At 67.2% G+C, this 25,777-nt stretch carries 10 protein-coding genes and 2 pseudogenes; 10 read left to right on the plus strand and 2 right to left on the minus strand.

The annotated features are described in order from the left end of the window. Positions 1 to 590: 590 nt before the first annotated feature. Positions 591 to 1,382 carry a class I SAM-dependent methyltransferase gene (locus LUW75_RS10360; protein WP_250335348.1) on the minus strand — a complete coding sequence of 264 codons (792 nt, stop codon included), beginning with the start codon at positions 1,380 to 1,382 and terminating at the stop codon, positions 591 to 593. A gap of 700 nt (positions 1,383 to 2,082) precedes the next feature. Beyond that, a pseudogene (locus LUW75_RS10365) lies at positions 2,083 to 3,288 on the minus strand (IS4 family transposase); the annotation flags it as partial. 112 nt (positions 3,289 to 3,400) lie between these two features. Between LUW75_RS10365 and LUW75_RS10370 the strand changes: the two are divergent. From LUW75_RS10370 to LUW75_RS10415, 10 genes and pseudogenes are all read left to right on the plus strand, one after another. Continuing rightward, positions 3,401 to 4,204, plus strand: a pseudogene (locus LUW75_RS10370) (transposase family protein); the annotation flags it as partial. Positions 4,205 to 4,866: 662 nt separating this feature from the next. Beyond that, entirely contained in the window at positions 4,867 to 6,990 is a 2,124-nt protein-coding gene (locus tag LUW75_RS10375; protein WP_250335349.1) for an AIPR family protein, read from the plus strand. Positions 6,991 to 7,218: 228 nt separating this feature from the next. Then, positions 7,219 to 9,360 carry a methylation-associated defense system DNA methyltransferase MAD2 gene (gene mads2, locus LUW75_RS10380; RefSeq protein WP_250335350.1) on the plus strand — a complete coding sequence of 714 codons (2,142 nt, stop codon included), beginning with the start codon at positions 7,219 to 7,221 and terminating at the stop codon, positions 9,358 to 9,360. Next, positions 9,357 to 10,640 (plus strand): methylation-associated defense system AAA family ATPase MAD3, encoded by a 1,284-nt coding sequence (mads3, locus tag LUW75_RS10385; RefSeq protein ID WP_250335351.1) that lies wholly within the window; start codon positions 9,357 to 9,359, stop codon positions 10,638 to 10,640. Before mads2 ends, mads3 begins: the two co-directional genes overlap by 4 nt. Continuing rightward, a complete protein-coding gene (gene mads4 / locus LUW75_RS10390; RefSeq protein ID WP_250335352.1) occupies positions 10,637 to 11,281 on the plus strand; it encodes a methylation-associated defense system protein MAD4 in 645 nt (214 codons plus the stop codon). The genes mads3 and mads4 overlap by 4 nt, the downstream gene beginning before the upstream one ends. Next, a complete protein-coding gene (gene mads5, locus LUW75_RS10395) occupies positions 11,278 to 12,693 on the plus strand; it encodes a methylation-associated defense system restriction endonuclease subunit S MAD5 (protein ID WP_250335353.1) in 1,416 nt (471 codons plus the stop codon). Before mads4 ends, mads5 begins: the two co-directional genes overlap by 4 nt. After that, positions 12,693 to 16,976 carry a methylation-associated defense system protein kinase MAD6 gene (gene mads6, locus LUW75_RS10400; RefSeq protein WP_250335354.1) on the plus strand — a complete coding sequence of 1,428 codons (4,284 nt, stop codon included), beginning with the start codon at positions 12,693 to 12,695 and terminating at the stop codon, positions 16,974 to 16,976. Before mads5 ends, mads6 begins: the two co-directional genes overlap by 1 nt. Then, positions 16,967 to 18,610: a methylation-associated defense system protein MAD7 gene (gene mads7, locus LUW75_RS10405; protein ID WP_462933716.1), complete on the plus strand. Its 1,644-nt coding sequence runs from the start codon at positions 16,967 to 16,969 to the stop codon at positions 18,608 to 18,610. Before mads6 ends, mads7 begins: the two co-directional genes overlap by 10 nt. Continuing rightward, positions 18,607 to 24,153, plus strand: coding sequence for a methylation-associated defense system ATP-binding protein MAD8 (gene mads8, locus LUW75_RS10410; RefSeq protein ID WP_250335356.1), 5,547 nt, complete (start codon positions 18,607 to 18,609; stop codon positions 24,151 to 24,153). Before mads7 ends, mads8 begins: the two co-directional genes overlap by 4 nt. Positions 24,154 to 24,222: 69 nt before the next feature. After that, complete coding sequence (locus tag LUW75_RS10415) at positions 24,223 to 25,704, plus strand: hypothetical protein (protein WP_250335357.1); 1,482 nt, start codon at positions 24,223 to 24,225, stop codon at positions 25,702 to 25,704. Positions 25,705 to 25,777 lie beyond the last annotated feature (73 nt).

Below are 25,777 nucleotides of genomic sequence, written 5' to 3' on the forward strand. Positions count from 1 at the left end.
CCGTACGCCCCTGCCGATGGCCGCCGTACACGCAGGCCGTACGCCTCCGGTGACGGCCGCACCCAAGCCGCACGCCCCTGCCGATGGCCGCCGCACCCAAGCCGCACGCCTCCGGTGACGGCCGTACGCAGGCCGTACGCCCCTGCCGGTGGTCGCCCACAGACCCCGCTCCCCGGCTCCGCCGCCGGAAGCCCGCGCCGAGTCCACTGCAACGCGGCCCCGCGGCCCCGCGGCCGTGGGGTCCTACTCCCCCGCGATCCCACGGCCCTCGGACCGAGCCCGCTTCAACGCGGCCCCGCGGGCCTCGCGGCCGTGCGGCCGTGGGGCCGTGCGCCCCGCAGTCGCGCGCCCCGCGACCCCGCGGCCCCGCGGGCCCGTCGAGGCCCGTCCGGTGTGAGCCGCGCCCACGCCCTGCGGGGCACATTCATGCCCTGCGGGGTGACGCGCTCACGGCCTGCGGGGTGACGCGCTCACGGCCCGTGGGTCAGCACGCTCACGGCCCGTGGAACGGCGCGCTCACGGCGTGCGAGCAGCGCTCACGGCGTGCGAGCAGCGCTCGCAGCGTACCGGGAAGGGGGCCGCCGTTCGCCTCACCCCCCGTCCGGGGTATCGGCCCCCGGAACGCGCGCCGTGAAGAGTTCGCTGCGGTAGGGGACGGCGAGTTCGCCATCCTCCTCGTGGGCGGCGACGAGTGCGGCGAGCCGGTCGAGCAGGACCTCGCCGTGGGCGACGAGGCCGCGCTGGACCTGCGTCGACGACTTCGCGAAGCCGATGAAGTCCTCCGCCGCCATCGGCCTCGTCCAGTCGGCGGTCGCGACCTCCACCTCGCTACCCGAAGAGGAGAAGGCCTCGCGGAGTTCGGAGGCGAAGTCCAGGCTGCGGTAGTGGCGGCCGTAGCCGGGGCTCAGTTCCTCCAGCAGGCTCTCGTACGCGTCGAGAAACGCGCTCGCCGAGAAGTCGCGGTTGTTCTGGATGATCGCGACGACGCCCCCGGGGCGCAGGCATCGCCGGGCCGCGCGCAGGAACCGCGGCCGGTCCATCCACTGGAAGGACTGGGCGGCGACGATCAGGTCGACGTCGACGGCCTGCTCCAGGAAGGGCTCCGCCCCGCCGACGGCCCACCGGACCTCGGGGAACTTCCGCCTCCCCGTGGCCACCATGTCGGACGACAGGTCGACGGCCTCGTACCGGCAGTCCGGCCCCAGCAACGGGATCAGCCCCTCCAGTGCGATGCCCGTGCCCGTACCCGCGTCGACGACGTGCCGCTCGGCCCTCCGCGGCGTCCGGCGCGCGATCTGCCGCATCAACTCGTCCGGATAGCGCGGGCGGTGACGCTCGTAGTCCTCGGACAGCGTGTCGAACTTCTGCTTCCCCGTCTCCACGTCCGCTCCCGTCTCCTCCGGTCGAGGGCTCCCGATGCCGAACACCGCGATGCCTACCCCGCCCCTGTGCCGTCCGACCCGCTCACGCGGCGCCCGTACGGGCCGGGCCGCTTCCCGCCGACGTCACCGGTTCGCGTCCGGAGCACCGCCGTGCCTTCGGCCCGCGCCGCCACCCCGCCCCACCGCGACGGACCGCAGGGCGCCCGGGACGCCGCAGAAAGCCCGAAGACCGGATCAAACGATGTCTGATCTGATCTTCGCCGGAGCCGCCTTCAGGATCCGAACCCGAGACCTACGCATTACGAGGGCTGGTAAAGGTGTGTTGAGTGAGGTTTTTTCAACGAAATGATCTCCGCGAATCGCGCTGATCGGTGCAGGTCCGGCTGGATCGGGCCGGACGGCCCCGGCTCTGAACAGACGTAAAGCCCCTGCTAGGACCAATACCAGTGACTTAAGGATTCCGGACGCGTCTGGCCTTGGAGGATGAGGTAATAGGGGCGGTGCGCCAGTGGGGGGCGATGGTTACGGCGTCGTCCGGGTCGCGGGTGGGCTGGGGCCACGTGCGGTGCTCGTCGCGTTTGACGCCGAAGTTGGACATCTTGCGTTTGACGACGCGGGGGTTGGTGCGTCGGCGTCGCGGCGGTAAGAGCCGGGCCGCTATTTCGTCGAGTCCGTGGGCCAGCGCCGCCGCGAGGTGGTCAGGGGAAAAGGCCGCCTGCGCGGTGACCTGGCGGCGCGCGAGGCGGATGGTGCGGGTGAAGGACAGCCTGTCGGGGTCGAGGCCGGCCGCTTCGGCGGCGTCGTGCATGAGCGCGCGAATGGCGTGATGAACAAGCAGGTGACCCCAGACTTCCTGCTCGACCCCGCCGGGTGACCGTGAACGCAGGACCTCGGCGGGCCCGCGCTGGTGCGTCTTCAGCTCGTCCAGCGCGTTTTCGAACTCCCACCGTTCCTGGTAGAGGGCGGCCAGCTCCGTCGCCGGGGCGGCCTTGGAGTCGAGGACCGTGGTGATCAGGCGGTAGGGGGCTTCCGGACCGGGCCTGCCGGGATCCTCCAGCGTGTACTCGATGACCCGCACCACTTCCGGATCAGCTCGCTTGCGATGGTCCTTGGCTGCGACGATCTCGGACAGGTAAGAGCCGTCGGGCAGCTCCTCGCGCACGGGCAGCACCTGGTGGGCGCGGACGCGCCACAGCAGGTCCGCTCCGCCGGCCGCCGCGGCCCGCCACAGCTCCAGGCCGGTGAAACCGCGGTCGGCCAGCAGCAGGTCACCCGCCCCCAGGCTGCCGAGCACCTGCCGGGCCAGTACGGGTTCGGACACCGTGCGAGGTCCCAGCGCGGCGGCGGTGATGGCGTGAGTGCCGCACTCGGCCAGCGCCACCACCCGTACCTGCGGGAACGCACACCGCTCGGTGCGATGTGTTGTGGGGCGCCCGAAGTAAGCGGCGTTCTCCTCGCTGTCCGGCACGTCGAACACCGTGCCGTCGACGGCCATCACCCGCCAACTGCGGTAGAAGGCCCCCGGCGACGACTCCGCCGCCAGAGGCCGGGCCACCTCGGCGAACAGGGCCTTCAAGGGCTCGGGGCCAAGTCTCGCGCGGGCCCGTGAGATCGCCGCCGTGGTCGGCACGTTCCAGGACCCTGACCAGCGCTTCACCCATGCCAGCCCATGCGTCAGCAACCGGGCGACCTCTTCATAGCCCTGGCCGGAGAACAAGCACATCGCCAGCACGAAGTAGACCACCACGCGGGGCGGCAGCAACCGGTTGCGCTGACCGGACCGGCCGCACTCGGCCACAACCCTGTCCACCAACTCCGGCGGAAATGACCTCGTCAGCAGCCCGACCGCAATGCGATCCGACAGCCGCTCATCCGTCTCCGGCTTAACCTGTCCCGGCCGCGGCATCTCAGCACCTCCCGACCAGACATCCTACCGACTTGAAGTCTTAAGTCACTGGTATTGCTGCTAGGACAGGTCTCACCATAAAATCATGTCCGTGACCACCAGAGCCTTCACGTTGGTCGCCTGTGTTGCCACGCTCGACGTCCCACGCCATGTCGTGGAGTACCTGTCCCGCTTGCTGACCGCACACCGGCGGCGCATCGGCACACCGAAGGGCTCACGGGCGCTGGGCACGTTCCGCCAGGCCGTACGGGTCCTGCGCTGGTTCCGCGAGCGCGGCTGCGTGCACTGCCCGGCCCGCGACGCCGCAATCTCCCAGGCCACCGGCTACCGCTACCTGCACGAAGGCATCGACGTCCTCTCCGAGAACGCCCCGGACCTGCACGAGGCCCTCGCCCGCTGCCGACGCGCCGGCATGACACACGTGATCCTCGACGGCACACTGATCGAGTCCGACCGCCTCGCCGGCCTCCGGGACAACGGCAACGACCTGTGGTTCAGCCAGAAGCACAAGGCATTCGGTGGGAACGTCCAGTTCCTGTCCGCTCCGGACGGCACCCCCCTGTGGGTCTCCGACGCCGAGCCCGGCAGCGTCCCCGACATCACCGCCGCCCGCCTGCACGCCCTCTACAAGGCCGCCGCCGAAAGCCTTCCGACTCCGGCGGACAAGGGCTACATCGGCGCGGGCATCGGCATCCGCATCCCGGTCCGCCGCCCAAAGGGCAAGTCCGAACAGGCACTTCACGCCGATACCCGCATGCTCAACATGCTGCTGCGGCATGTCCGGGCCCTGGGCGAGCGCACCACCGCCGAACTCAAGCAGCGACGGCGGACCCTGCAGCACGTCACGCTCAGCCCCAACCGGATCGGCGACATCGCCCGAGCAGCCCTCGTCCTCAACAGAACCTGGAAGCGACCATCGCTGAGAAAACCTCAATGCGCTAAAACTGCTGTTCAGAGCCTTGGCACGGGCTCGCTGGCAACGGGGAGCGAACTCGCGACCGACGCACTGCGATGCACAGACTGCAAGTCTCCGATATGCCCGGATTTCAAGGTCAACGAAGACAAGAAACCCCAGGTCAAAGGCTTGACCTGGGGTTCACGATAGAGCCGCCTTCGGGATTCGAACCCGAGACCTACGCATTACGAGACCATGAGGGTTCGTGTTGCCTGGTGCCTTGCCGTGCTACGTGGTGACGTTTTTCCTGATCAGAGCATGTACAGCAGGTTGGCCTGTGCCACCCCGTGATGCGCTGTCCAAAGGCGTCTGTCCACCGGCTGTCCACCGGTGAGGCTCTCGCTGGCCCGGCAACGAGACTGCCGCTGGCTGCCAGCGATGCTATCGGCCGGCTGGAGAGACGAGCGAAGATCACTGTGAGACCTCGACAAGCCATCCGCGTGGGTTCCACCGCATCCTATTGCTGCCCGTGCCGCCGGGATGGGCGCGTCGATCCAGTCGAGGAGGTCGGTGAAGGTCGCCGCGTTGTTGGGGGCGACCACAGGAGATCAGCAACCCACCGCACCGCACGGCGGTCCCTCGATAGAGTGATCTACCTGACACTCTTGACGGGGAGCGATGGCATGAGCGTGGTGCAGGTCCGATACGTCCGCAAGGTGCTCGAAGAGCGCTTCACGGATCTGATCGACCTGACGGACAAGAAGTGGCCCACAGATAAGCACCGCGAGGATGACCTCCTCAGCCGTAGCCTCGCCGCCCTCGCCACCCAGATCGAGCACCCCTGTAGCGACGCGATTGCCGCCCAGTCCGTCTTCGACGGGCAAGACGACCGCGGACTCGACGCCATCGCCATCGAGTTACGGTCCGCACAGCCTCGGATCACCCTCGTCCAGGCCAAGTGGAACCACCAGGGCAGAGCCAAGTTCGGCGAGGACGAAGTCCACAAGATGCTGCGCGGGCTGGACCTGATCCTGCACCTCGACTTCAGCCGGTTCAATCGCCGCTTCCAACGGCATGTACCGCAGCTTGAGCAGGCCTTCGACACCGAGGGCGGAACACCGAAGATCACCCTCGTACTCGCGCTGATGCGCACCGAGCCTCTCAACTCCGAAGTGCTCCAGCTCCTGCAGGACGGCATCGACAAGCACAACCGGGTCGTGGACATGGTCGACTACAAGATCCTCGATCTGCGTGACTTCCACCGCGAGATCCTCGGCACCGCCGCTGCACCGAAGATCGACACCCGTGTGCGCCTCGAAGGTTTCGGATACGAGTCGATGCCGTACCAGGCCATGTACGGCACGATGTCCATACCGGAAGTCGCCGCCCTGTTCACCGAGCACCGCCGGGGGCTGTTCGCCAGGAATATCCGTGACGCCCTGGACCTGACCGATGTCAATGTCAAGATCCGGAACACCCTACTCGAACACCCCGAGCACTTCTGGTACTTCAGCAACGGCATCACGATGCTCTGCGACAGCGTCAAGCCCGCCGGGCCCTCGGTGGTGCCGGGCGGCGTGGGTGACTTCAACCTCAAGGGCGTCAGCGTCGTCAACGGGGCCCAGACCGTGAGCGCGATCCACAAGGCCTACGCCACCGACGCCGAGAAGACCTCCAAAGGCCGGGTGCTGGTGCGTCTGATCTCCCTGGAGAATTGCCCACCCGGCTTCGGCGACCAGGTCACCACGAGTACGAACACGCAGAACCCCATCGAGGACCGCGACTTCAAGTCCCTCGACCCGGGCCAGATCAAGCTGCGCGAGGACTTCGCGCTCTTACTGCACCGCAGCTACGTCATCAAGCGCGGCGAGCCGAAACCCGACCGCGAACACGGCTGCTCGATCACCGAGGCAGCCGAGGCACTTGCGGCCGCTCACCCCAACGCGGAGTTCGCGGCACTGGCCAAGCGCGACCTCTCCGCACTCTGGGGCGATGACACCTATAAGGAGCTTTTCGGCTCTTCACCCGATGCGCACAGGGTGTGGCGCTCGGTCCAACTGCTGCGTGCGGTCCGCGACCGGCTCACCGAACTGCGGGAGGGGCTGCGCGGACGGGCAGAGGCAGCGGCAAGTTACGGTGACCTTTTGATCACTCATGTCGTGTACCGCCAGCTCGACACCAGCACCATCCAGGACCCGGACACCGACTGGGACGTGCAGCTCGCTCGTGTTCCCGTGCTCGTCGAGGACGCTCTCGGCTGGGCTCTGCAGGCCATCGACAAGGAGTACGGGCCCACCAGTCACGTGATCGCGGCCGTACGGAACACCGAGCGTATGCAGAGGGTGGCGCGCACCGCCGTACGAGGCATGCTGGCCGGCCACCCCGCCCCGCCGCTGGACGCGGAGTACCAGGTCGCGGACAGCGACGAGCCGAAGGGCCGGCAGGTGGATGCCGTCAAAACGCTGGTGACCGCCGACCGCATACCTGATGGCACAGTGCTGGAGTTCCGTCCGAGCAGCAGGCCGCAGCGTCGCGAGATGACGGAGTGGCTGGCCGAGGACCCCGCCCGGGGTCTGGCCGTGTGGCGGAATTCCGCTTCGAAGCAGCTGCAGTGGCAGGCCGACATGCAGTGGTACTCGCCCAGCGGTCTGGTACGGCACATGCGCCGCATGGCGTCGGGGAAGGACACCTCAGTGCAGGGCCCCGAGCACTGGTACGTCCCCGAGGAGGGATCACTCAGCTTCCTCGCCGACGCGGTGCGCGCCGAGCAGGGCCTGGTGGTGAGCGAGACAAGCGAAGAAGAGTAGGGCTCCCACCTGCTGTGATGCGTGTCCCTGGCAAGCCGCGTAACACACGCCGCGTCCCGCTCTTCACGCTCGGCGGACGATTGTCAGTGGTGCGCAGTAGGCTCACCCCTCGTCCTGAAGGGCGGGGCCTGTCCGCTTTCACGGCCGTAAAATCGCTGGTGGAGCGGGATCGATCACTGGCTTTCGTTCGCCGCACGAGCCCTGATACACAGAGATGAGTGGACCTTGATGGAGGAGCTGACCTTGGACCTGGAGAACCCGCGTCCCACGGAACCGGATGCATCCCCGGAGGCGGTGCCCCAGCCCCAGGTCACGACGCTCGGCGAGGGCCAGATCGTCGACTACATCACCAACACTCCGGTCAAGGACTCCCCGAAGGAGAGGGTCCGCCAGCGCATCGCGCGGGCCCTGTTCCACGAGCACGGCATCTCACCGGGGGACATGGCGGCGGACTTTCCCATCACAGTCAGTACGGACGGGGCCCGCACCCGGAAGAAGAAGGCCGACATCGCGATCTTCGCACACGGCACCGAGCACTCCGAGGAGAACCTACGCCGGGTCGTGGTCTGCAAGCCGGAGCCCAAGCGCGGCAAGAATGTGGTTAAGCTCCGTGAGCCCGCCCAGGCGCAGAAGGATCTTCAGGAGCTCAAGGACCTACTCGGCGCCGAGGATCGCCCGCAGTGCACCGACGGCATGTGGACCGACGGGGTCGACTTCTTCTTTCTCAAGAAGATCGTCAACAGGTTCGGTGCGACCTATGAGGACCGCAGCGACTGGGATGTCGCGCCCGAGAGCGTCGGCAGCCGTACGGTCGTCTCCCATCAGCGGCTGCGTCGAGCCGAGCCGGAGATGCTCAAGACCACCTTCCGCCGCTGCCACAATTACATTCACGGCAATGAAGGCATGCCGAAGGACGCCGCGTTCTGGCAGTTCCTCTACCTGCTCTTCGCCAAGATGTACGACGAGCGCAAGAGCCGCGGAACGGGCCGCGCCCGATTCCGGACGGACATGACGGAGCCGTTCTCCGACGAAGGCCGGGCCGCCATCCGCAAGCGGATCGAGAGTCTCTTCGAGGAGGTCAAAGCCGAGTACGCGCCGCTGAACGTCTTCAAGCAGACGGACGAGATCACACTCTCCGACCGGGCCCTGGCGTTCATCGTGAGCGAGCTTGCCCCGTACGACCTCGGCGGCACCGATGTCGACGCCAAGGGCGTCGCCTACCAGGAGCTGGTCGGCACCAACCTGCGCGGCGACCGTGGCCAGTACTTCACTCCGCGCGGCGCCGTTCGGCTGATGGTGGAGATCCTCGACCCGAAGGAGGACGAGACCGTCCTCGACCCGACCTGCGGCACCGGCGGCTTCCTTCAGGCCACACTTAACCACCTGCACCACACCTGGCAGAAGGAAGACGGAACATACGGCTTCCCGGACAGCCCCGAGCAGACGGAGCGCTACCGGGACAAGCTCCGCGCCTACGCCGACAAGCACCTGTTCGGTTCGGACTTCGATCCGTTCCTGGTGCGCGCCACCACCATGAACATCATGACCCTGGCGAACACCACAGGGAACGTCTTCCACATGGACTCCTTGGCCTTCCCACGAGGGCACCTGTCGGGTGTGGAGCCCGCGAAGGCGAAGATCCCGCTCGGTGAGACCGTGGACGTGCTGCTCACCAACCCGCCCTTCGGCGCGGACATCCCGATCAGCGACGAGTCGGTCCTGGGGTCGTTCCGAGACGGCGTCGCCAAGTCCTGGGGGCGAAACAAGGACACCGGCGAGCTCGTAGAGAGCATCAGCAAGCCGACGAGCATGGCTCCCGAAGAGCTGTTCATCCAGCGGGCCATCGAGTGGGTGAAACCCGGCGGCCGTGTCGGCATCGTCCTGCCCAATGGCGTTCTGTCCAACCCTGGCCCCACTGCCGAAGCCATCCGCCGCTACATCCTGGAGCAGTGCTGGGTCCTCGCCAGCGTCGAGCTGCCGGTGGAGACCTTCATCGTCGACGCCAACGTCAACATCTTGACTACGCTGCTCTTCCTGAAGAAGAAGACCGCCCAAGAGGTGCGCAACCACCGAATCGGCACCGAGAAGCCCTACCCAGTGTTCATGGCCGTCGCCGAGAAGGTGGGCTTCGACCGGCGCGGCAATGAGCTGTACAAGCGCCACCCGAATGGTGACGTGGTGATGGAGGCGACGGTCGAGCGCGAGCGGATCAGGATCAACGGAAAAGACGAGGTTCGCGAGCTGAAGCGGAGCCGGCCAGTCGTCGACAACGACCTGCCGGTCATCGCAGAGAAGTACCGGGAGTTCCGCGCGAAGTACCCCATGCCAGGAGCCGATCCCCGCGCCGCTTCCACCGGCGGCCAAGCATGATCACCAGAGTCGAGGCGTACCAGTACCGTTGCTTCCGTGCGCTGGCGGTGGATCTCGGCCAGTTCCAGGTACTCGCCGGACCCAACGGCGCTGGCAAGACGACCCTGCTGGACATCCCGGGGCTGCTAGGCGATCTGCTGCGACCGCGGCAGACCGTGGCCGACGCGTTCCTCGTGCCGCAGGACAACGCGGCCGTCCCCCGCACACACACGCTCCGGGAGCTGGTGCACTGCAACCGTGGCAATACCTTCACGCTCACGGTGGAAGCACAGCTGCCCGACGAGCTCGCCCGGGAGTTCGCGGCGGAGACGGCCGGGCCGCACCCCCCAACCCACCTGCGGTACGAGGTGAGCCTGGAAATCTTCAACGACACGCTCCAGGTCGCCGAAGAGTATCTGTTGCTGTTCAACGAACATCGCAACCGGCCGCTACTCGGCAGCACCCTGCAGGGACGGCCTACCGGCGCGAACCGGATGCCGGCGCACCGCGAATGGCGTTACGTCGTCCGTCGCGAGCGCGGCGACGACCCGTACTTCCGCCCGGAGCTGCCACGCAAGGCACCCGGTGCCACCAGGCGCGTCCCTGCGGACCAGCTCGCTCTGGCGACGCTCCCGCAGGACCGCGACCAGTATCCCGCGGCCCTCTGGTTCATCGAGCTGGTCCAGCAGGACGCCGTCTCGTATGCCCCCGACTGGGGGGTACTACGCAAGGCATCCCCTCCCGGCGACCGCCTGTTGCCGCTGCGTGGTGACGGCCGTAACGTCCCATGGTTGGCGCTCGGCCTGCGGGAACAGGATCCGGACAGCTACCAGGCATGGGTGGAGCACGTCCAGACCGCGCTGCCCCAGATCGACACGGTGGATGTGCGCGTACGGGACGAGGACCGTTACGCCTACTTCGACGTCCAGTACCAGGGCGGCCACCGCGTTACTAGCAGCGGCCTGTCCGATGGCACCCTACGGGTGCTGGCGCTGACCCTTTTGCCCTATCTTCCGGAACCTCCACGGATACTCGTCACCGAAGAACCTGAGAACGGCATCCATCCACGGGCGATCGAGACCGTCGTCCAGTCGCTGGCATCGATGTACGACACTCAGGTTTGGGTATCCACCCATTCGCCGCTGGTTCTGGCTCACGTAGAGCTGAGTGACGTGCTGGCCGCCCGCCTCAACGGTGACGGACAGGTCACCGTTGTCCCGGGCGACCAGCATCCGCGGCTCAAGGACTGGCAAGGGGCACTCGACATCGGCACGCTGTTCGCGGCGGGGGTACTGAGTTGACGACGGAACGACGGGTCATCTTCCTGCTGGCCGACGGGGCGATGGAACAGATGCTGCTCGGCTTCTTCGGCCGGGATCAATTCCACAAGCGGCTCGGTTGTGCCTCGTTCACGTACGAGACGGTCGTGGCCCCCACTAAGGATCCGGGCGTCTACAACACAGCGCGTGAACTGCTCCGACCGTACGAGCGCGACGAGTTCTACGCCGTCGTACTCGTCGACGCCCAGTGGGAGGGCAGCCCCGGCGCAGCCGCGATCCGAGCGCGGGTCGAAGAACAGCTCGACGGGGTATGGAAGAGCTCCGCCGTGATCGTTCTCGACCCCGAGCTAGAGGTGTGGTTCTGGCGCGATCACCCCGAGCTCGGAACGGTACTGAATCTCCCCCGACAGCACCGCGGCACGCCGGTCCGGGAGCTATTGCCCGCCATGGGGCCCGCTTCCTGGCCACCTGGTAAGGCAAAACCGACCGACCCCAAAGAAGCGTTGCAATTCCTGCGGAAGAGCAAGCAGTATCGCGCGGACAAGTCCAACGCCGTCTTCAAGCGGGTTGCCGCGCTGTCCACCAACGGCTGCACCGATCCCGCGTTCCAGCGCCTACAGTCCACCCTCCGCACCTGGTTCCCCCCGGAGTACGCCTCGTGAAGCTCGTCAGCCTGTCCCACCCGGTCACGTCGGATTGGCTCGCCGACCAGGGGTTCCGGCTGGATCCTTCGCCCTATTTGTCGGGGGCGTTGGAGGCTCGGAAGCTGTTGGAGCGGTTGCCGAATACCGTGCGTCTGAACAACATGACCGCGGGACACAATGGGGGAATTTTCAACGGACCGAAGTTCAGCAGGGTTTACCTGGATGACCTGAACCACACCGTGCCCTTCTTGGGTAGCACCGATATGATGGAGGCAGACTTCAGCTTTCTGCCCCAGCTGAGCACGAAGGTCGCGGACAAGTTTCCGTACCTCGAAGTCAAGCCGGGCATGACGCTCATCTCGTGCTCAGGAACGGTTGGGCGGATGGCCTACGTACGCCCAGACATGGCCGGCATCTGGTCTTCCCAGCACGTCATGAAGGTGGCAGCGAACACAGAACGGATCCCGTCCGGCTACCTGTACACCTTCCTGCGCAGCAAGTTCGGCGTCCCGATGATCGCGAGTTCGGCGTACGGCGCGATCATCCAGCACATCGAGCCGCACCACATCGCCGACCTGCCCGTACCTCGGTTCGAAGAGAAGTTGGAAGAGCGGATCCACCGCATGGTGGAGCTCAGCGCCCGCCTGCGGGCACACTTCCAAGCTGGACTGGTGGCCGCAACGGAGGACTTCTTCAGGAGCGTCGACCTGCCCGAGCTGATCGACATTCGCTGGCATCAGCAGGATCGGGACCTCGGGTTCGAGGTAGAGGAGGTCGGGCCGACCACCCTGCGGGCGCTCAACTTCGCTCCGCGGGCTATGCGACTCATTGACAAGTTGGGTTCGGTACCAGGTAAGACATTGGGCGAGATCTGCGCGGGCGGCACACTCAGGACCGGTGCCCGCTTCAAGCGCATTGACGCCGATCCCACGCATGGCGTGCGGCTCGTGGGACAACGCCAAGCGTTTTGGATCCGGCCCGAAGGACGTTGGATCAGCGCTGCACAGGCTCCTGACGACATCCTGCAGCAGGATGAAACAGTGCTCGTTGCAGCCCACGGAACCCTGGGGGAGAACGAGGTCTACGCTCGCTCGATCCTGGTCACAGGGAGCTGGTTGGAGAATGCGTTCAGCCAGGACTTCGTCCGCGTTCTGAGCGGCGACGAAGAAGTGACGGGCGCGTATCTATTCGCACTGTTCCGCTCAGATGCCATGTTCCGGATCCTTCGATCCATGAGCGTGGGGGGGAAGCAGCAGGAATACCACTCCCGGCTGCTGCGCGATCTTCCCATCCCCCTCGCCGCCCCCGAAGACCGCCACCGCATCGCCGAAACAGTCCGCCGCGCCTACCGTAACCGCGACCGCGCCGACGTCCTCGAAGACCAGGCGCTCGCCCTGCTGACCGAAGCCATCGAGGGGGCCGCTGCCTGATGGGAGCCAGGATCGTTGCCGTTGGGGAGGCCGTCAACGATGCCGAGCGGCGGGTGATCGCGTATCTGCGCGATCAGGGACCGGACGACTGGACGGTCCTGCACTCCGTCGAAATCCCGCAGCAAGACGAGCTGTTCGAGGTCGACCTCGTCGTCGTCACCGGGCACGCCGTGTACGTCATCGACGTCAAGGGCACCCGGGGCCGCATCGAGGTCGAGGGAAGCCGGTGGCATCCAGCGAGGCGCGCGCCGTTCAGGAGCCCGTTGCCAAAGCTGCGCGGCCACGCCAAGAAGCTGAAGAGCATCCTGGAAAACGCGCACCCACAACTGGCCCGTGTCTACACGGATGCGCTCGTCGTGCTGCCGGCCCCTGACGCAGTACTGGTCGATCACACGCCGGACCAACGGGACCTCAAGGCGACCGTGACGCTGCCCGAGCTGATCGGTCGTCTCGCCGACGCCGGCCGCGTTCCTGTAGCGACCCGTCCTGTGGATGCCGACATCTCGGCTCACCACGCGACCATCGTCGGCACTGTCCAGGGCAGCTCCCGTGCCCCGTCCGGCCCGCTCCGCTTCGGGAGCTGGGAGGTGATCGAGCGGCTCAGCGAGTCCCAGCGCGCTCCCGGCATCGACGTACTGGACGAGTACCGGGCGAAGAACGCCCTTGCTGTGCAGGGTTCGGGCACGGTACGGCTCTCGGTACGCGCCGCCGACCCGTACGCTCCCGCCGCGGACCGGTTGATGCGGCAGAAGCAGATCGGGATCGCGTACGAAGCACTCGGCAAGCTGCCTCCCCACCCGCATATCGTCGGGGTGCGGGACTTCTTCGCGCTGGATGACGAGAGCGCGTACGTCACCGTCTACGACGACGTTCCGGGCCATGCCCTGCGGCTTCATCTGGGTGAGGGCGCCGACGATCCTCTCACGGCGGACGCGAAGTTGCGGACCATCCGTCACATCCTGCTCGGCCTGGCCCACGCACACAGCCGCCGCATCGCGCACCGCGAGCTCAGCCCGTCCACCGTCCTGATCACGCAGGACGGCCGGGCCGTGCTGACGGGCTTCGACTACGCGAAGACGGCGCAGCAGCGCGGCCACACCGTAATGCACCAGGCCCGTGCCGCGGCCGAGGCGGCATACCTGGCGCCTGAGTGCCATGCCGATCCGAGACGGATGCTCGAACCCGCGGATATCTACGCCGTAGGCGTCATCGGCTTCGAGTTGCTCACCGGGCATGTGCCGTTCTCCTCCGCCACGGAGCAGGCCAGTGCGGGCGGTCGGCTGCCCGCCAGTGAACTCGAAGCCGCCGGTGTTCGCACCGAGCTGGCGCACTGGCTGCAGACGTTGTGCGCCACGGATCCCCAGGAGCGCCCGACAGCTGTCGAAGCTCTGCGCAGACTGGATCTTGCGGTGGGCGCGCAGCGTGCCCCGCGGAAACGTCTGAGTTCCGCGGCTCCCCCCGCGCCGCCCGGCACTCCGCCACCGGCACCTGCGGCAGCTGCCGACGGGCCCCGCGACCCATCGTTCTTCAAGAACCTGGCCGCCGACTTCCAGCTCGGCACGAAGTACATCGTGCGCAACCGGCTGGGCCGCCCCGGTTCCTTCGGTGTCGCCTACCGGGTGTACGACACGATAAGGAACGTCGACCGGGCAGTGAAGCTCGTCCTGCACGACCGCGACTCGCCGCTGGAGCGGCTGCGTCGCGAGGCGAGCGTTCTGGAGCGTCTGACCAGCGCTCCGCACCCCAATGTGGTGGCGATGGTGGACGCCGACCGGTTGCTGCCTCCGGACAACTACCCCTATCTCGTGTTCGCGTTCGTCGAGGGCAGGGACGTCAGCGAGGTGATCCGCGACGGTCGGCTCGGCCCGGCCGATGTACTGCGCCTCGGAACCGATACGGCCCGGGGGCTCGCGCATATCCACAGGCTCGGGGTGTGGCATTGCGACATCAAGCCCAGCAACCTGCTGTGGACCGACGACGGCGTCAAGCTCATCGACTTCGGAATCGCCAAGACCGCGGACTCCTCCGAGGGGCACACCCACACCAGTCCCCGCTATACCCCGCCCGATCTGGATGAGGTGCCTGCCGACGGCAGCGGATTCGCCGATCGTGATCTGTTTGCCCTGGGCGTCACGATGTACGAGGCTCTCACGGGCGGGCAGTACCCGTGGGGAGACGCCGGTCAGCCGCCGCCCGGCATGCAGGCCCTTGATCCGCGCACCATCTTCAGCGGCTTCGGCGATCTCTCGCCCGGGCTGGTGGAAATCCTGCTGAGGGCCGTCTCGCCGTACCGTGCGGAGCGCTTCAGCTCGGCCGAGGAACTACTCTCCGCGCTGGAGGCTCTGGGAGCCGCCCGTGTGCCTGTGCCTCGGTCCGCCCAGCCAGAGGATGCCGACCCTGCCAGTGTGTCCCCGGCCGCCCCGGCTGCCGAACCGGCGCCCAACACCAACCCGTACGTAGCCCACTTGCAGACGCTCTACAGCCAGAGCCACCGCAGCAACCGCGGCACCCGCGGCCTCGACCCTCAGGGCATGCAGGTGTACGTCGAGACGGCCCTGGACCGCGCGTTGGTCCCTGCTCTGCGCGCGGGAAAGCACGCGCTGGTCATCGTCACCGGTAACGCGGGCGACGGGAAAACCGCATTCCTGGAGAGCTTCGAGGCCCAGGCGCGCAAACTCGATGCCCAGTTCGGACCCGATCGCCTCAACGGCAGTGATTTCACGCTCGACGGACATCGCTTCCGAACCAACCACGACGGCAGCCAGGACGAGGCCGATGCCGCCAGCGACGACGTACTGGAGGACTTCTTCGCACCGTACGCCGGCGACGACGCCACCGGCTGGGCGGGGCAGGGGGAAACTCGCCTGATCGCGGTGAACGAGGGACGCCTGGTGGACTTTCTCAGCCACCACCACGAGCGCTTCCCGCTCCTGTCCAAGCTGGTCAACATCGGCCTGGCGGGCGGGGAAACCGGTGACGCGGTCGCCGTGGTCAACCTCAACACACGTGATGTGACCGCCCGCCCGGCCGACGAGGAAGGCAACCCTGTCGACGACGAGTCGATTCTGGAGCGGATGCTGGACCGCATGACGCATGAGCGCTTCTGGGAGGTGTGCGCGTCCTGCGACATCGCCGATACCTGCTACGCGCGGCACAACGCCCAGACGTTCCGCCACCCCGACGCGGGTCCACAGGTCAAGCGTCGGCTGCGCAGGGTCTACGAGCTCACCCAACTGCGCGGCCGACTCCACATCACCCTGCGCGATCTGCGTTCCGCTCTCGCCTACACGCTCACCTCGGGACGAGACTGCGCGGAGATTCACGCAGTGCACGCGGCAGACGAGGCGCAACCCCTGCTCGACAGCTACTACTTCTCCGCCTACCTGGGCACCCCACCGGCTCCGAACGGACTGCCCAGAGAGCGGGACCGACTGCTGAGGCTGCTTCGGGAGACGGACGTTGCCGCTCCGCCCCAGCCGCAGCTGGACCGGCGGCTCGACTACACCGGGCTCATCGACGACCGCGCCTTGGTCGCCATCGACGGACGCTCCGATCGGGACAGGCAGCTGATCGCGGCGCAGTTCGCCATGCTGGCGCGGTCCACCTCCGCGCTGTCGGAGGACATCCTCGCGCACCGCCGCCATCTGGGCGCGGCCCGGCGGCTGCTCTACTTCGAGCTCCGGGACGACGCGCGTGCCGAGCGCATGCTGCCCTATCCCTCCGCGCTGCGATTTCTTTCTCTGCTCGCCTCACCGACGGCTGCTGCGGCGGCCCGGGACGAGCTGCTGTACGCGCTCAACCGGGGAGAGGGGCTGGCAGCGCCGGACCGGATCGGTGAGGCCATGGCGTTGAAGCTGCGTACCGTGCCGCACGGCACGGTACGCAGCTTCCGGCTGTTCCCCGCTGCTGGCTTCACGCTGGAGCCCGGGGACGCCCCGGCCTCGATATACGTCGAAGGCAGCCGGACAGCACTGCGACTGCGCTACCAGGATCCTGACGGACGTCAGGGAGCGGAGGCTGAACTGGCCATCGGGCTCGACCTGTTCGAACTGCTGCAGCGCTTCGCCCAGGGGTACCGGCCGGGCGTCGCCGACGTGCAGGGGCAGCAGCTCGCCCTCTCTGTGTTCAAGAATCGGCTCGCCTCGGTGCCGTACCAGGAAGTGTTGCTCACCGCCCACGGACACGATCTGCGCCGGGTCCACCGCACACCGGATCATGCGCTGCACATGGAGGACCTGTCCGCCGTGTCCGGTGACGGGAATGAGGAGGAGACATGGCGCTGACCAGTGTGCACAGCAAGTTCCACCATCCCGGGGTGAGCCGTGTCGACTACAAGACGCTCCACATGGACCGGGTTCTGACCGCTTTCCTGGCACGCTTGTGGCATCGCGGTCTGCCGAGCAAGCTCAGTCGCGCCGGAGATCTCACCGTCGACGACTTCGTGGACCTCTTCCTGGCCAACCCTGATGTCTTCGAGGGCTTCGACCGGGACACGACGACCCGCTGGGTGAACACACACCTGATGGATCTGGTCAACCGGGGCCGGGTGAACGAGGCCGTGGCGGGCCCTCGCCCTCTTCACGGCTTCACCTACCGCTTTCGCAACAGTCGCAAGTCCCGTCCGTACGGGGCCGATGAGCAGCTCTATGAGATGCTCGCCGAGGCGCCCAGTGCGCTGCAGGAGCTGCGGTCGTTCTTCTTCTCTGACGTGGACCGGACCACCGGTGCGATCAAGCCGGGTCCTGACACCGACGTGGAGACGCAGGCGCTGCTGCACCTGGTGAGCAAGGCGTACGGCAAGGTCGAGGACCGGCCGGACACGAGCAAGCCCCGCAGGCCCTATCCGCTGTTGTGCCAGGAGCCCGCGCGGCTGCTCGCGGAGGACGTCATGCGACTGCTCTACCACCAGGAGCACATGCCGCGCACGGTCCTGGTGGAGTACTTGAAGATCCTCTTCGCCTTCCATCTGGCGCTTTACCACCTGCGGATGATCAAACTGCTGCCCAGAGCGGTGGCCGCCGGCGCCGTGGACACCTCGTGTGCGAGTGGGCACAAGGGAGCGGATGCGGCCCATCAATGCCCCTACCGCGTCCACCTCTTCGTGGACGTCGAGGGTGTCCCCGGCACCCCGGCTGCCCTTCTCGCAGAGCACAGCGCCAGCGTGTGGTACGGCCGCATCCAGCGGTTCGTCAAAGCCACGTTCGAGGTGAAGAAGCTGGACGAGTTCGCCGAGCACCTGATGACCAAGCGTCGCAAGCTCACCGCTCCCCAGGACCGTCCCTACTTCTCGGCCGCCGAAGTCCTGACCTTGCTGGGCAAGGGATACAAGAGTGAGCGGGACAACTTCTTCGACCAGCGCGTGAACGGGGTGCTGGACGACGAGACCGACCCGCCCTCCGAGGTACGGCAGATCGCGGACCTGGGCCTGAGCCCGTTCGACGAATACATCGAGATGCTGCTGCACTACAAGGGCCGATACCACCGCGGATACATCGTCGACTGCCTGGACTCCCTGCTACTGAAGAACCGGCCCGGCGCGCTGCTGACCCAGCCGCGTGGCACCCGGGGCGAGCGCCGCTTCGTCCTCGACGCACGGCTGCTGGAGATTCTGCTGCAGATTTCGCTGCTGCGCCCTGGGCCCGACGGGAATCTGTCGACCTCACCCATGCGTATCGACGAGTTCCTCGCCGTACTGCGCGAGCGCTACGGCCTGTACGTCGACCAGCTGCCCGACTCGGACGGCTTCACGGGCGCCGACCTCGACGACCAGGTCGCGCTGCGAGCGAACTCCACCGCTTTCACCCATCGCCTCCGCGAGATCGGCTACTACCAGGACATGTCGGATGCCTATCTGACGCAGACCATCACTCCTCGCTACTCCATGGGTACGACGCCCGGCGCGGAGGTGGTCCGGTGAGCACTGTGGGACTGACCGAGCCGAGCACCGCAGATCTGCGCGATGCGCTGGAGGGCGTGCTGGTGCCCCGGCTCACGTCTCTGCTCGCCTCGCGCGACGCGGGCCACTGCATGCGGGTGACCGAAGTGGACGCCGCCCTCGCGGCGCGTCTGGTGCGCAGGCTCAGGAGCGCCAACGGCGCAGGGGCCGAGGTGTGTCTGCTGGGGCCGGCACGGGACACCGAGGAAGTCAGCGAGCTGCGGGATGTCACGGTGACCAGCACCAAGCTGGTCGAGCTGCGCAACCGCACGGAGCAGCCTCAGTCGGACGGCGCTGCCGGACCCCTTCTCGTCTTCGTGCCGCCGGGGCTCAGGGCCAGCGCAGAGGACTCCTTCGGTGTCGCGACCTTCGAGGAGATCTCTCTCGGGGACAGCTACGACCTCCTCGCCGCTCAGCTGCTGGACGAGGTGCCGGCCACGCTGCGACCAAGCGTGGAGGAGCTGCTCGCGCTCCTGGGCGAGGTCCCCGACCAGCGCGCGAGTGCACGGGCCCGTGCCGCGTACCTGCTCACTCTCAAGGCCAACGGCTACGGAGAACAGGCCGCCGGGGCCGCGGTCTTCCATTTCGGCCTGGTTCCGGACTTCGAGCTGTTCGCCCAACCGGGCGAGGTGCGGGAGCGAGCCGACCGCAATCGCGACCTCGTCGACAAGCTGACCGAGTCCGCCCGCTCGGAGCGACAGCGGGTACTGGAACTCGGGCTCATTGACTCGGAATTCGCCGGCCGCCTGGCCGGATTCGTGGCCCGCTGCGGGCTGGAGGACCGCGTCGCGTGGACGCGGCGTATCGTTATCGACCGGGAGAACTGGGCGCTTTCTTTCGGGAACTGGCGCCTCGACGACCGCCAGCGTGCCTCGGTCTCCATCGATGTGCAGGAACTCGGACTGCCCCGCGCAGGTGACGTGCCCGACGATCTGGCCGCGTACCCCGCGTTGTCCGCCATAGCTGGCCAGCCCTACCTGTTGGCCGGTCCGAAGGGCGTCAGCGAGCTTCTCGCCCACTTCACAGTCGACCCCGTCCCCCGCAAAGTGGAGGGGCTCGCCCGATTCCGTGTGGAAATCGCGTCGGAGAAGTCCGGACCGATCGGCCGCAGCACCTCAGTGAAGAAGGCTGCCAAGGCCGAACACAAAGCGAAGCTGCCCAAACTCACGAAGATCGACTGGGACGAGGGGTGGCACTACCTCACCGTCACACCGCTCGACGACCAGGAACAGCCTCTCGATGTCGAGTCGGCCAGCGACGGTCTGCCAGGGGGGCAGAGCGAGCGGTTCTACGTCGTGCCCGATGCGGAGACGGAGGAGCCACCAGAGCGCAGTGCCGGCCGGTACGAGGGTGTCGTACAGGCCCTGCGCGACCTTCAGTTCCAGGCGCTAGCGAACGGTGACGACCCGGCACGTGTCGCACTCGGCGAAGTCCGGTGGAAGGCAGGCACCGGCCGCGCCCAGCAACGGACGCTGAGCGCCCGGGTCAGCGCCGCCGGGACGGTGGACATCCGTCTCTCCCCCACCCTCACTGTGCTTCAGCAGCGCATCCTCGCGGCGGCAGACCGGCCGGGGCTGTGGCAGCTCAGCCTGGGACCGGCGAGTGCCGGAGATCCTGTGCTCGATGCCGATGACGGGTTGGTGGCCTCGCTGACCGGTCGGACGGCCGAAGCCTTCGAAGCCTTCCTCGCGGCGAGGCGGGGCTATTTCTCCGCACTCCGCGGCGCCGGCGACGCAGCAGAGGAAGAGAGTCTCCTGGTCACCGAGGCCGTCGACTTCTCGGCGGTGCGCATAGAGCTCGCCGCATATGCGCAGGCGTACACCGAGCTCATCGCGGCGCAACTGCACCACCTGGAGCGGGCCGGGGACACGGAGCGGGCGTCAGTTCTCGTCCGTCTCGCCCAGATCCTGCAGTTCGACTGCGTGGCCGCGACGCTCACCGATGGGCTTGGACAACGCCACCACGTCCTGCTCGTGGCTCCTACGCACCCGCTACGCGCCCTGTGGCTGGCGACCTGGTCGGCCCTGGGCGCCGACTGGATCACGCGGCTTACGGGCGCCGACCGGCGCCAGGTCATCGCCGCTCGCGGCTCGCTGATGGACGAGCTGTCCTCGCTGGGGTTTCCCTTCGCGGTGCCGCGGCGGGACGGACGCCTCCTGGTGGCTGCGGAGAACCTCACTCCGTACTGGGGGGCCTATCTGCCCAGTGAGGTGGAAGACCCACGCGGGCTGCTCGGCCAACTGGCCTCAGTTCTGCGACTGCCGGCTGCTACATCCGGTACCGGTGCCGGGTCCACCGGTCTGTCAGGCACGCATCTCGCAGACCGCGTGGAGCGCTATGTGCGCCTGCATCCGTATGTCCACACCCTCGTGATGAACGTGGTGAATGCGGGGCGCGGTGAGCTGCTTGCCGACATGCTGCTGGAGCTCCAACGGCGGGAGGTGACGCGGTCTCTGCGCTTCGACCTGCGTCTGTGTGTTGGCGATCCGGAGGCGCCGGAGGCGGGAGAGGCGCTCGCTGAGCTGCTGCGCGCGGAGGCCCAGGTCTCCGCCGCCGAGGCGGAGGCGTTCCTCAACCCGTCGGGGGGCGCGTTCCAGGCGAAGCTGGCCTTCTCCGTCCGGTCGGTGGACGAGTTCACTGCCAACCCTGGTGACTTCGACGCGCACCTCACCGTTCTCATCGATGCCTTCGGCGGGGAACAGCTCGGCTCAACCCAGCACGAGGACATCGCGCACGCGCCGGTCCACGGACTGGTGCAGGCGATGGCATCGCGGTACGTGAAGAACGAACAGCAGGTCGCGTGGCGCAAGTTCCCCCGGCACGGCGAAGCACCGGTTCTGGACGATGCCGAGGACCTCACCACGCTTCTCGGCCACCTCCCCGCGCTCATGGCCTCGGCCGCCGCGAGTGTCGCCACCGCAGGCCGCGCACTGCGGCACGTCCCCTGCACCGTGCTCGCCCTGGAAACCGCGGACCGCGCTCTGCTGTACCAGGCCCATCAAGTCAGCGACTGGGTCGTCACCATCGACCGGACCTTGGGGCTGGAGTACTTCGACCACTCCGGCGATGACGGACGCCCCGAGTACGTCATCGACTACGTGCCGCAGGCAGGCGGAACTCTGGGCCACCAGATCATGGTCAGCTCCAAGTCCGTGGACGAACTGCGCGCCCTGCTCGGTCCGGTCGCCGCGGACCACGACCTGGATGTCGACCAGCGGCACCTTCACACATTCTTCGATCAGTTGCGGCTGCTGTCGGGGAACCTGGCCTTCAAGCTGGCGTCCGCCGCTCCCACCCAGCGCACGGAAGTCCTCGGCCTCTCGCTCGCCCGGCTCTACCTCGACTACCAGGGGGTCCTCACCAACCAGATCATCGTCCCATTGGACGCACATCCAGAGCTGTATCGCGAAGCACGCCGCCAGGTGCGAGAACTGGGGGACTCCCTCTCCTTCCACCGCAGCGATCTGGCCCTGTTCCACCTCGACGACCGGCGCAGGACGATCACCTGCCGCCTGGTCGAGGTCAAGTGCTACACAGCCCTGAACAACATCGGCGCCTACCAGCAGCTCAAGGCGAAGGTCGCCGAGCAGCTCGAGCGCAGCCAGGACGTTCTCGCGACCGCCTTCGACCCGCATCGCAGCACTCCGGACCGTGTCGACCGCGGTGTGAAGAACCTCGCGCTCAGCTCCTTGCTCCGCTTCTACCTGACACGTGCCTTCCGCCACGGCACGATGGGCAAGGCCCCGTACGAAGCAGCACACCGCCTTCTGGACCGCCTCGACGACGGCTATACGCTGCAGTTCACCCGCAGTGGACTGGTCTTCGACCTCGCCCGATCGGGCACCGACCGGGAACTCGACCACGCCATAGAGTTCCACCGCATCGGCCGCGACCTGATCAAGGAACTGATCGACGCGATCCCGACTGTCCAGAACAAGGTCCAGCCGCAGCCTCAGGACCTCGAACCGTCTGATGACGTTCCCGATGGCAGCGGCGGTGATCCAGCTGCCACCCTGTCTCGGCTCGATCTGACGGTGCCCCGGATTGCCGACGCCGCGTTCCGCGCGCCAGAGGTCGAAGACGTATCCGCCCCGCCGGCAGCGGACCGAGAGACACCTGCCTCCCCAGAAGCTGTGGAGGCGACATCAGGAGCGGCCCCCACGGACACCGCTCCTGGCCCTCAGCAGCCGTCCCCGTCGACCACGCTGAGTGAGTCGCCACAGACACAGGCAAGGCCGGAGCCCGCGCCATCGCGGCCAGCCGTCAGTTCTACGGCGTCCCATGACGCACCGGCTACCGACGTGCCCCGCGTAGTTCCCTCACTCGTTCCGGACGCGTTCCTCGGCGTCATGCGCCCGTCCCCTCAGTACGGCGTACTCGGTGACATCGCCGGCCGCACCATCGCCCTCGACCTCTATGAGACCCACACCATCAGCCTGTTCGGCGTCCAGGGCGGCGGCAAGAGCTACACCCTGGGCAGCATCATGGAAATGGCCTCCCTCCCGGCACCCCCCGTGAACGAGCTACCGCATCCGCTGGCGACCGTGGTCTTCCACTACAGCCAGACGCAGGATTACGCGCCCGAGTTCACGTCCATGACGCATCCGAACGACGACGAGACGCAGCTCCGAACGCTCAAGGAGCGCTACGGAGCACAGCCCAAAGCCCTCCAGGACGTCCTGCTCCTCGTGCCGGCGGCCCAGCTCGCAGAGCGGCGCTCCGAGTACCCAGGTATCGAGGTGCAGCCCCTCACCTTCGCGTCGAACGAACTACAGGCCGCGCACTGGCGCTTCCTTATGGGCGCGGTCGGCAATCAGTCCGTCTACATCCGCCAGCTCACTCGCATCATGCGAGCCCACCGGGACAACCTGAACCTGGCGGCCATCCGCCAGGGCGTGGAGGAGTCCGAACTACCCGATCACCTGAAGCGGCTGGCACAGGAACGGCTCAACCTCGCCGCCGAGTACATCGACGACACAACACGCCTGACCAGCCTGGTCCGGCCGGGTCGGCTGATCATCGTCGACCTGCGCGACGAGTTCATCGAGAAGGACGAAGCACTCGGACTGTTCGTCGTCCTGATGCAGCTGTTCGCGGAAGCCCGCGACGGCGGCGAGCACTTCAACAAGCTCGTGGTGTTCGACGAGGCTCACAAGTACATCGACAGCCCGGACCTGGTGTCAGGGCTGGTTGAGACCGTCCGAGAGATGCGCCACAAGGGCATGAGCATCCTGGTCGCCAGCCAGGACCCACCCTCGGTCCCGATCTCCCTGATCGAACTCTCCGACCATGTCATCCTGCACAAGTTCACCTCTCCCGCGTGGCTCAAGCACCTGCAGAAGGCCAACGCCGCACTCTCCACACTCAGTTCCGACCAGATGTCGCGACTGCAGCCTGGCGAGGCATACGTGTGGGCGAGCAAGGCCACGGACCCGGCGTTCACTCACGGGGCCGTACGCATCCGATGCCGCCCGCGCGTGACCAAGCACGGTGGGGCCACCAAGACGGCTGGCGGAGGACAGTAGGCCGGGCCTCGGTCACGGGCATTTAGCCGAAGCACCGCATTTCAGCAGCCGCATCCAACAGGGAGAAGCATGTCGCGCAGCACGTCCGGAGAGCTCACGGCGCAGCGGGAAGAGTGGTTCCGTGAGATCCAAGAGGGGCTGCTGTGGCACGTGAGGGATGTCCCAGCCCTGGGCAAGGACCGCCTGCGCGACGACCTCGGTGAGCCCAGGCTCATCGGCTCCATGCTGGTCGCGCGGGTCGCCGTCCAGCTCGCCCGGGGCGAGAGCACATCGAACATCCGTGACATGCTCGCCGCCAGCCCGCTATTCGCGGCGCCCGGCCCTGATACCGAAGAACTCACCAAACTCATCGACAAGATCCAGTTCGGGTTCGAGCACGACGGACTGGCCAACACCGTTGTGGTACTCGACGGCCTGGGCCTGCTCCCCTGGAGTCCGGAGAGCACCTACATGCTGCTGATCGAATACTGGGCTGCCCAGCGGGGCCGTACTGTGCCTCGTTCGCGTGTGGAACGGGAGCTGAGCGAACTGTGGGACACAGCGGACTCACGTGTCCTCGCGGCGCACTCCTCGCTGCCCGCTTTCCCGCTGGAGGGGTACCCCGACCTGTGGGAGAGGCTGAAGGCCGAGCCGGATTTCCGGGTCGGCAATGCCGGAGCTATGACGCTGACCCAGCGTGGTGGCGGCGACCAGGCCTGGGAGCGCTGGATGTCCACCCGCCCCTGGAGCACTCTCAAGGCCCGCCACTTGGTGAGCCTTGGCGGCGATCTCGTACGCTGCCAAGCCGCGCAGCGCGCTCTGGGCCGTCTCCTCGATCAGGCTCCGCCAGGCGATGAGTTCCGCGGAGTTCTCGTGCGGACCGCGGAGATCATCCAGGAGCAGCTGGAACGCATCGCGCTGGCCGTGGAGGGCATGAGCGCCATCGAGTACGAGCTGCTGCGTGAGCGCAGCAAGGACGAGCACTTCCAGGACGGCTGCCTCGCCACCTTCCAGAGGCATCTGCTGAAGCGATACCAGATCTTCTACCCCTTCCTTGAGCACGAAACAACACACGGCACATGGGGCCCGCTCCCGTGGTGGTCGATCGCCCTTCACGACGAACGCGAACGGCAGGCGGCGGAGGAGCTGCTTGTGCGCGGCGGCATGCAGCTGAGCATCATCGCCAAGACCCACGATGCTGACGAACTCGTCATCACCTGCCAGGAGCCGGGACTCGGGCCGTCGGGGCTCGCCGCCCGCCTCCGCTTCGACCTCCGCGACGCCGTGCACGCCTGCGAGCTGCTACTTCTTGCCCGCCGACAGTCCGTGGCGGTGGACTTCCTCACGGAGCACATCGACGAGTGGGACGATCGCAAAGTGAGCCTCGTCGGCACTCTGGATATCGCAATAGGTGGCGACATCGGTGCGACGCTCGCCGACGTCGCGACGCGTGCCCTGCGCCGACTCATGCCAGGTGCATCAGGACCAGCCCTCTACCATGACGCGGTCCCAGCGCTTGAGCGACTCCTGAAGTCGTCACGGCTCCCCGAGATCTGCCGCCACCCGAGGTAGCGGCAGTCCCGCTGCGCGGCGCTGGCGCATGGGCCTGCCACGCGTCGTGTCCCCGTCTCTCTAGTCCAGGAGG

Origin of the sequence: Streptomyces sp. MRC013 (assembly GCF_023614235.1) — a bacterium.
Lineage (GTDB): Bacteria > Actinomycetota > Actinomycetes > Streptomycetales > Streptomycetaceae > Streptomyces.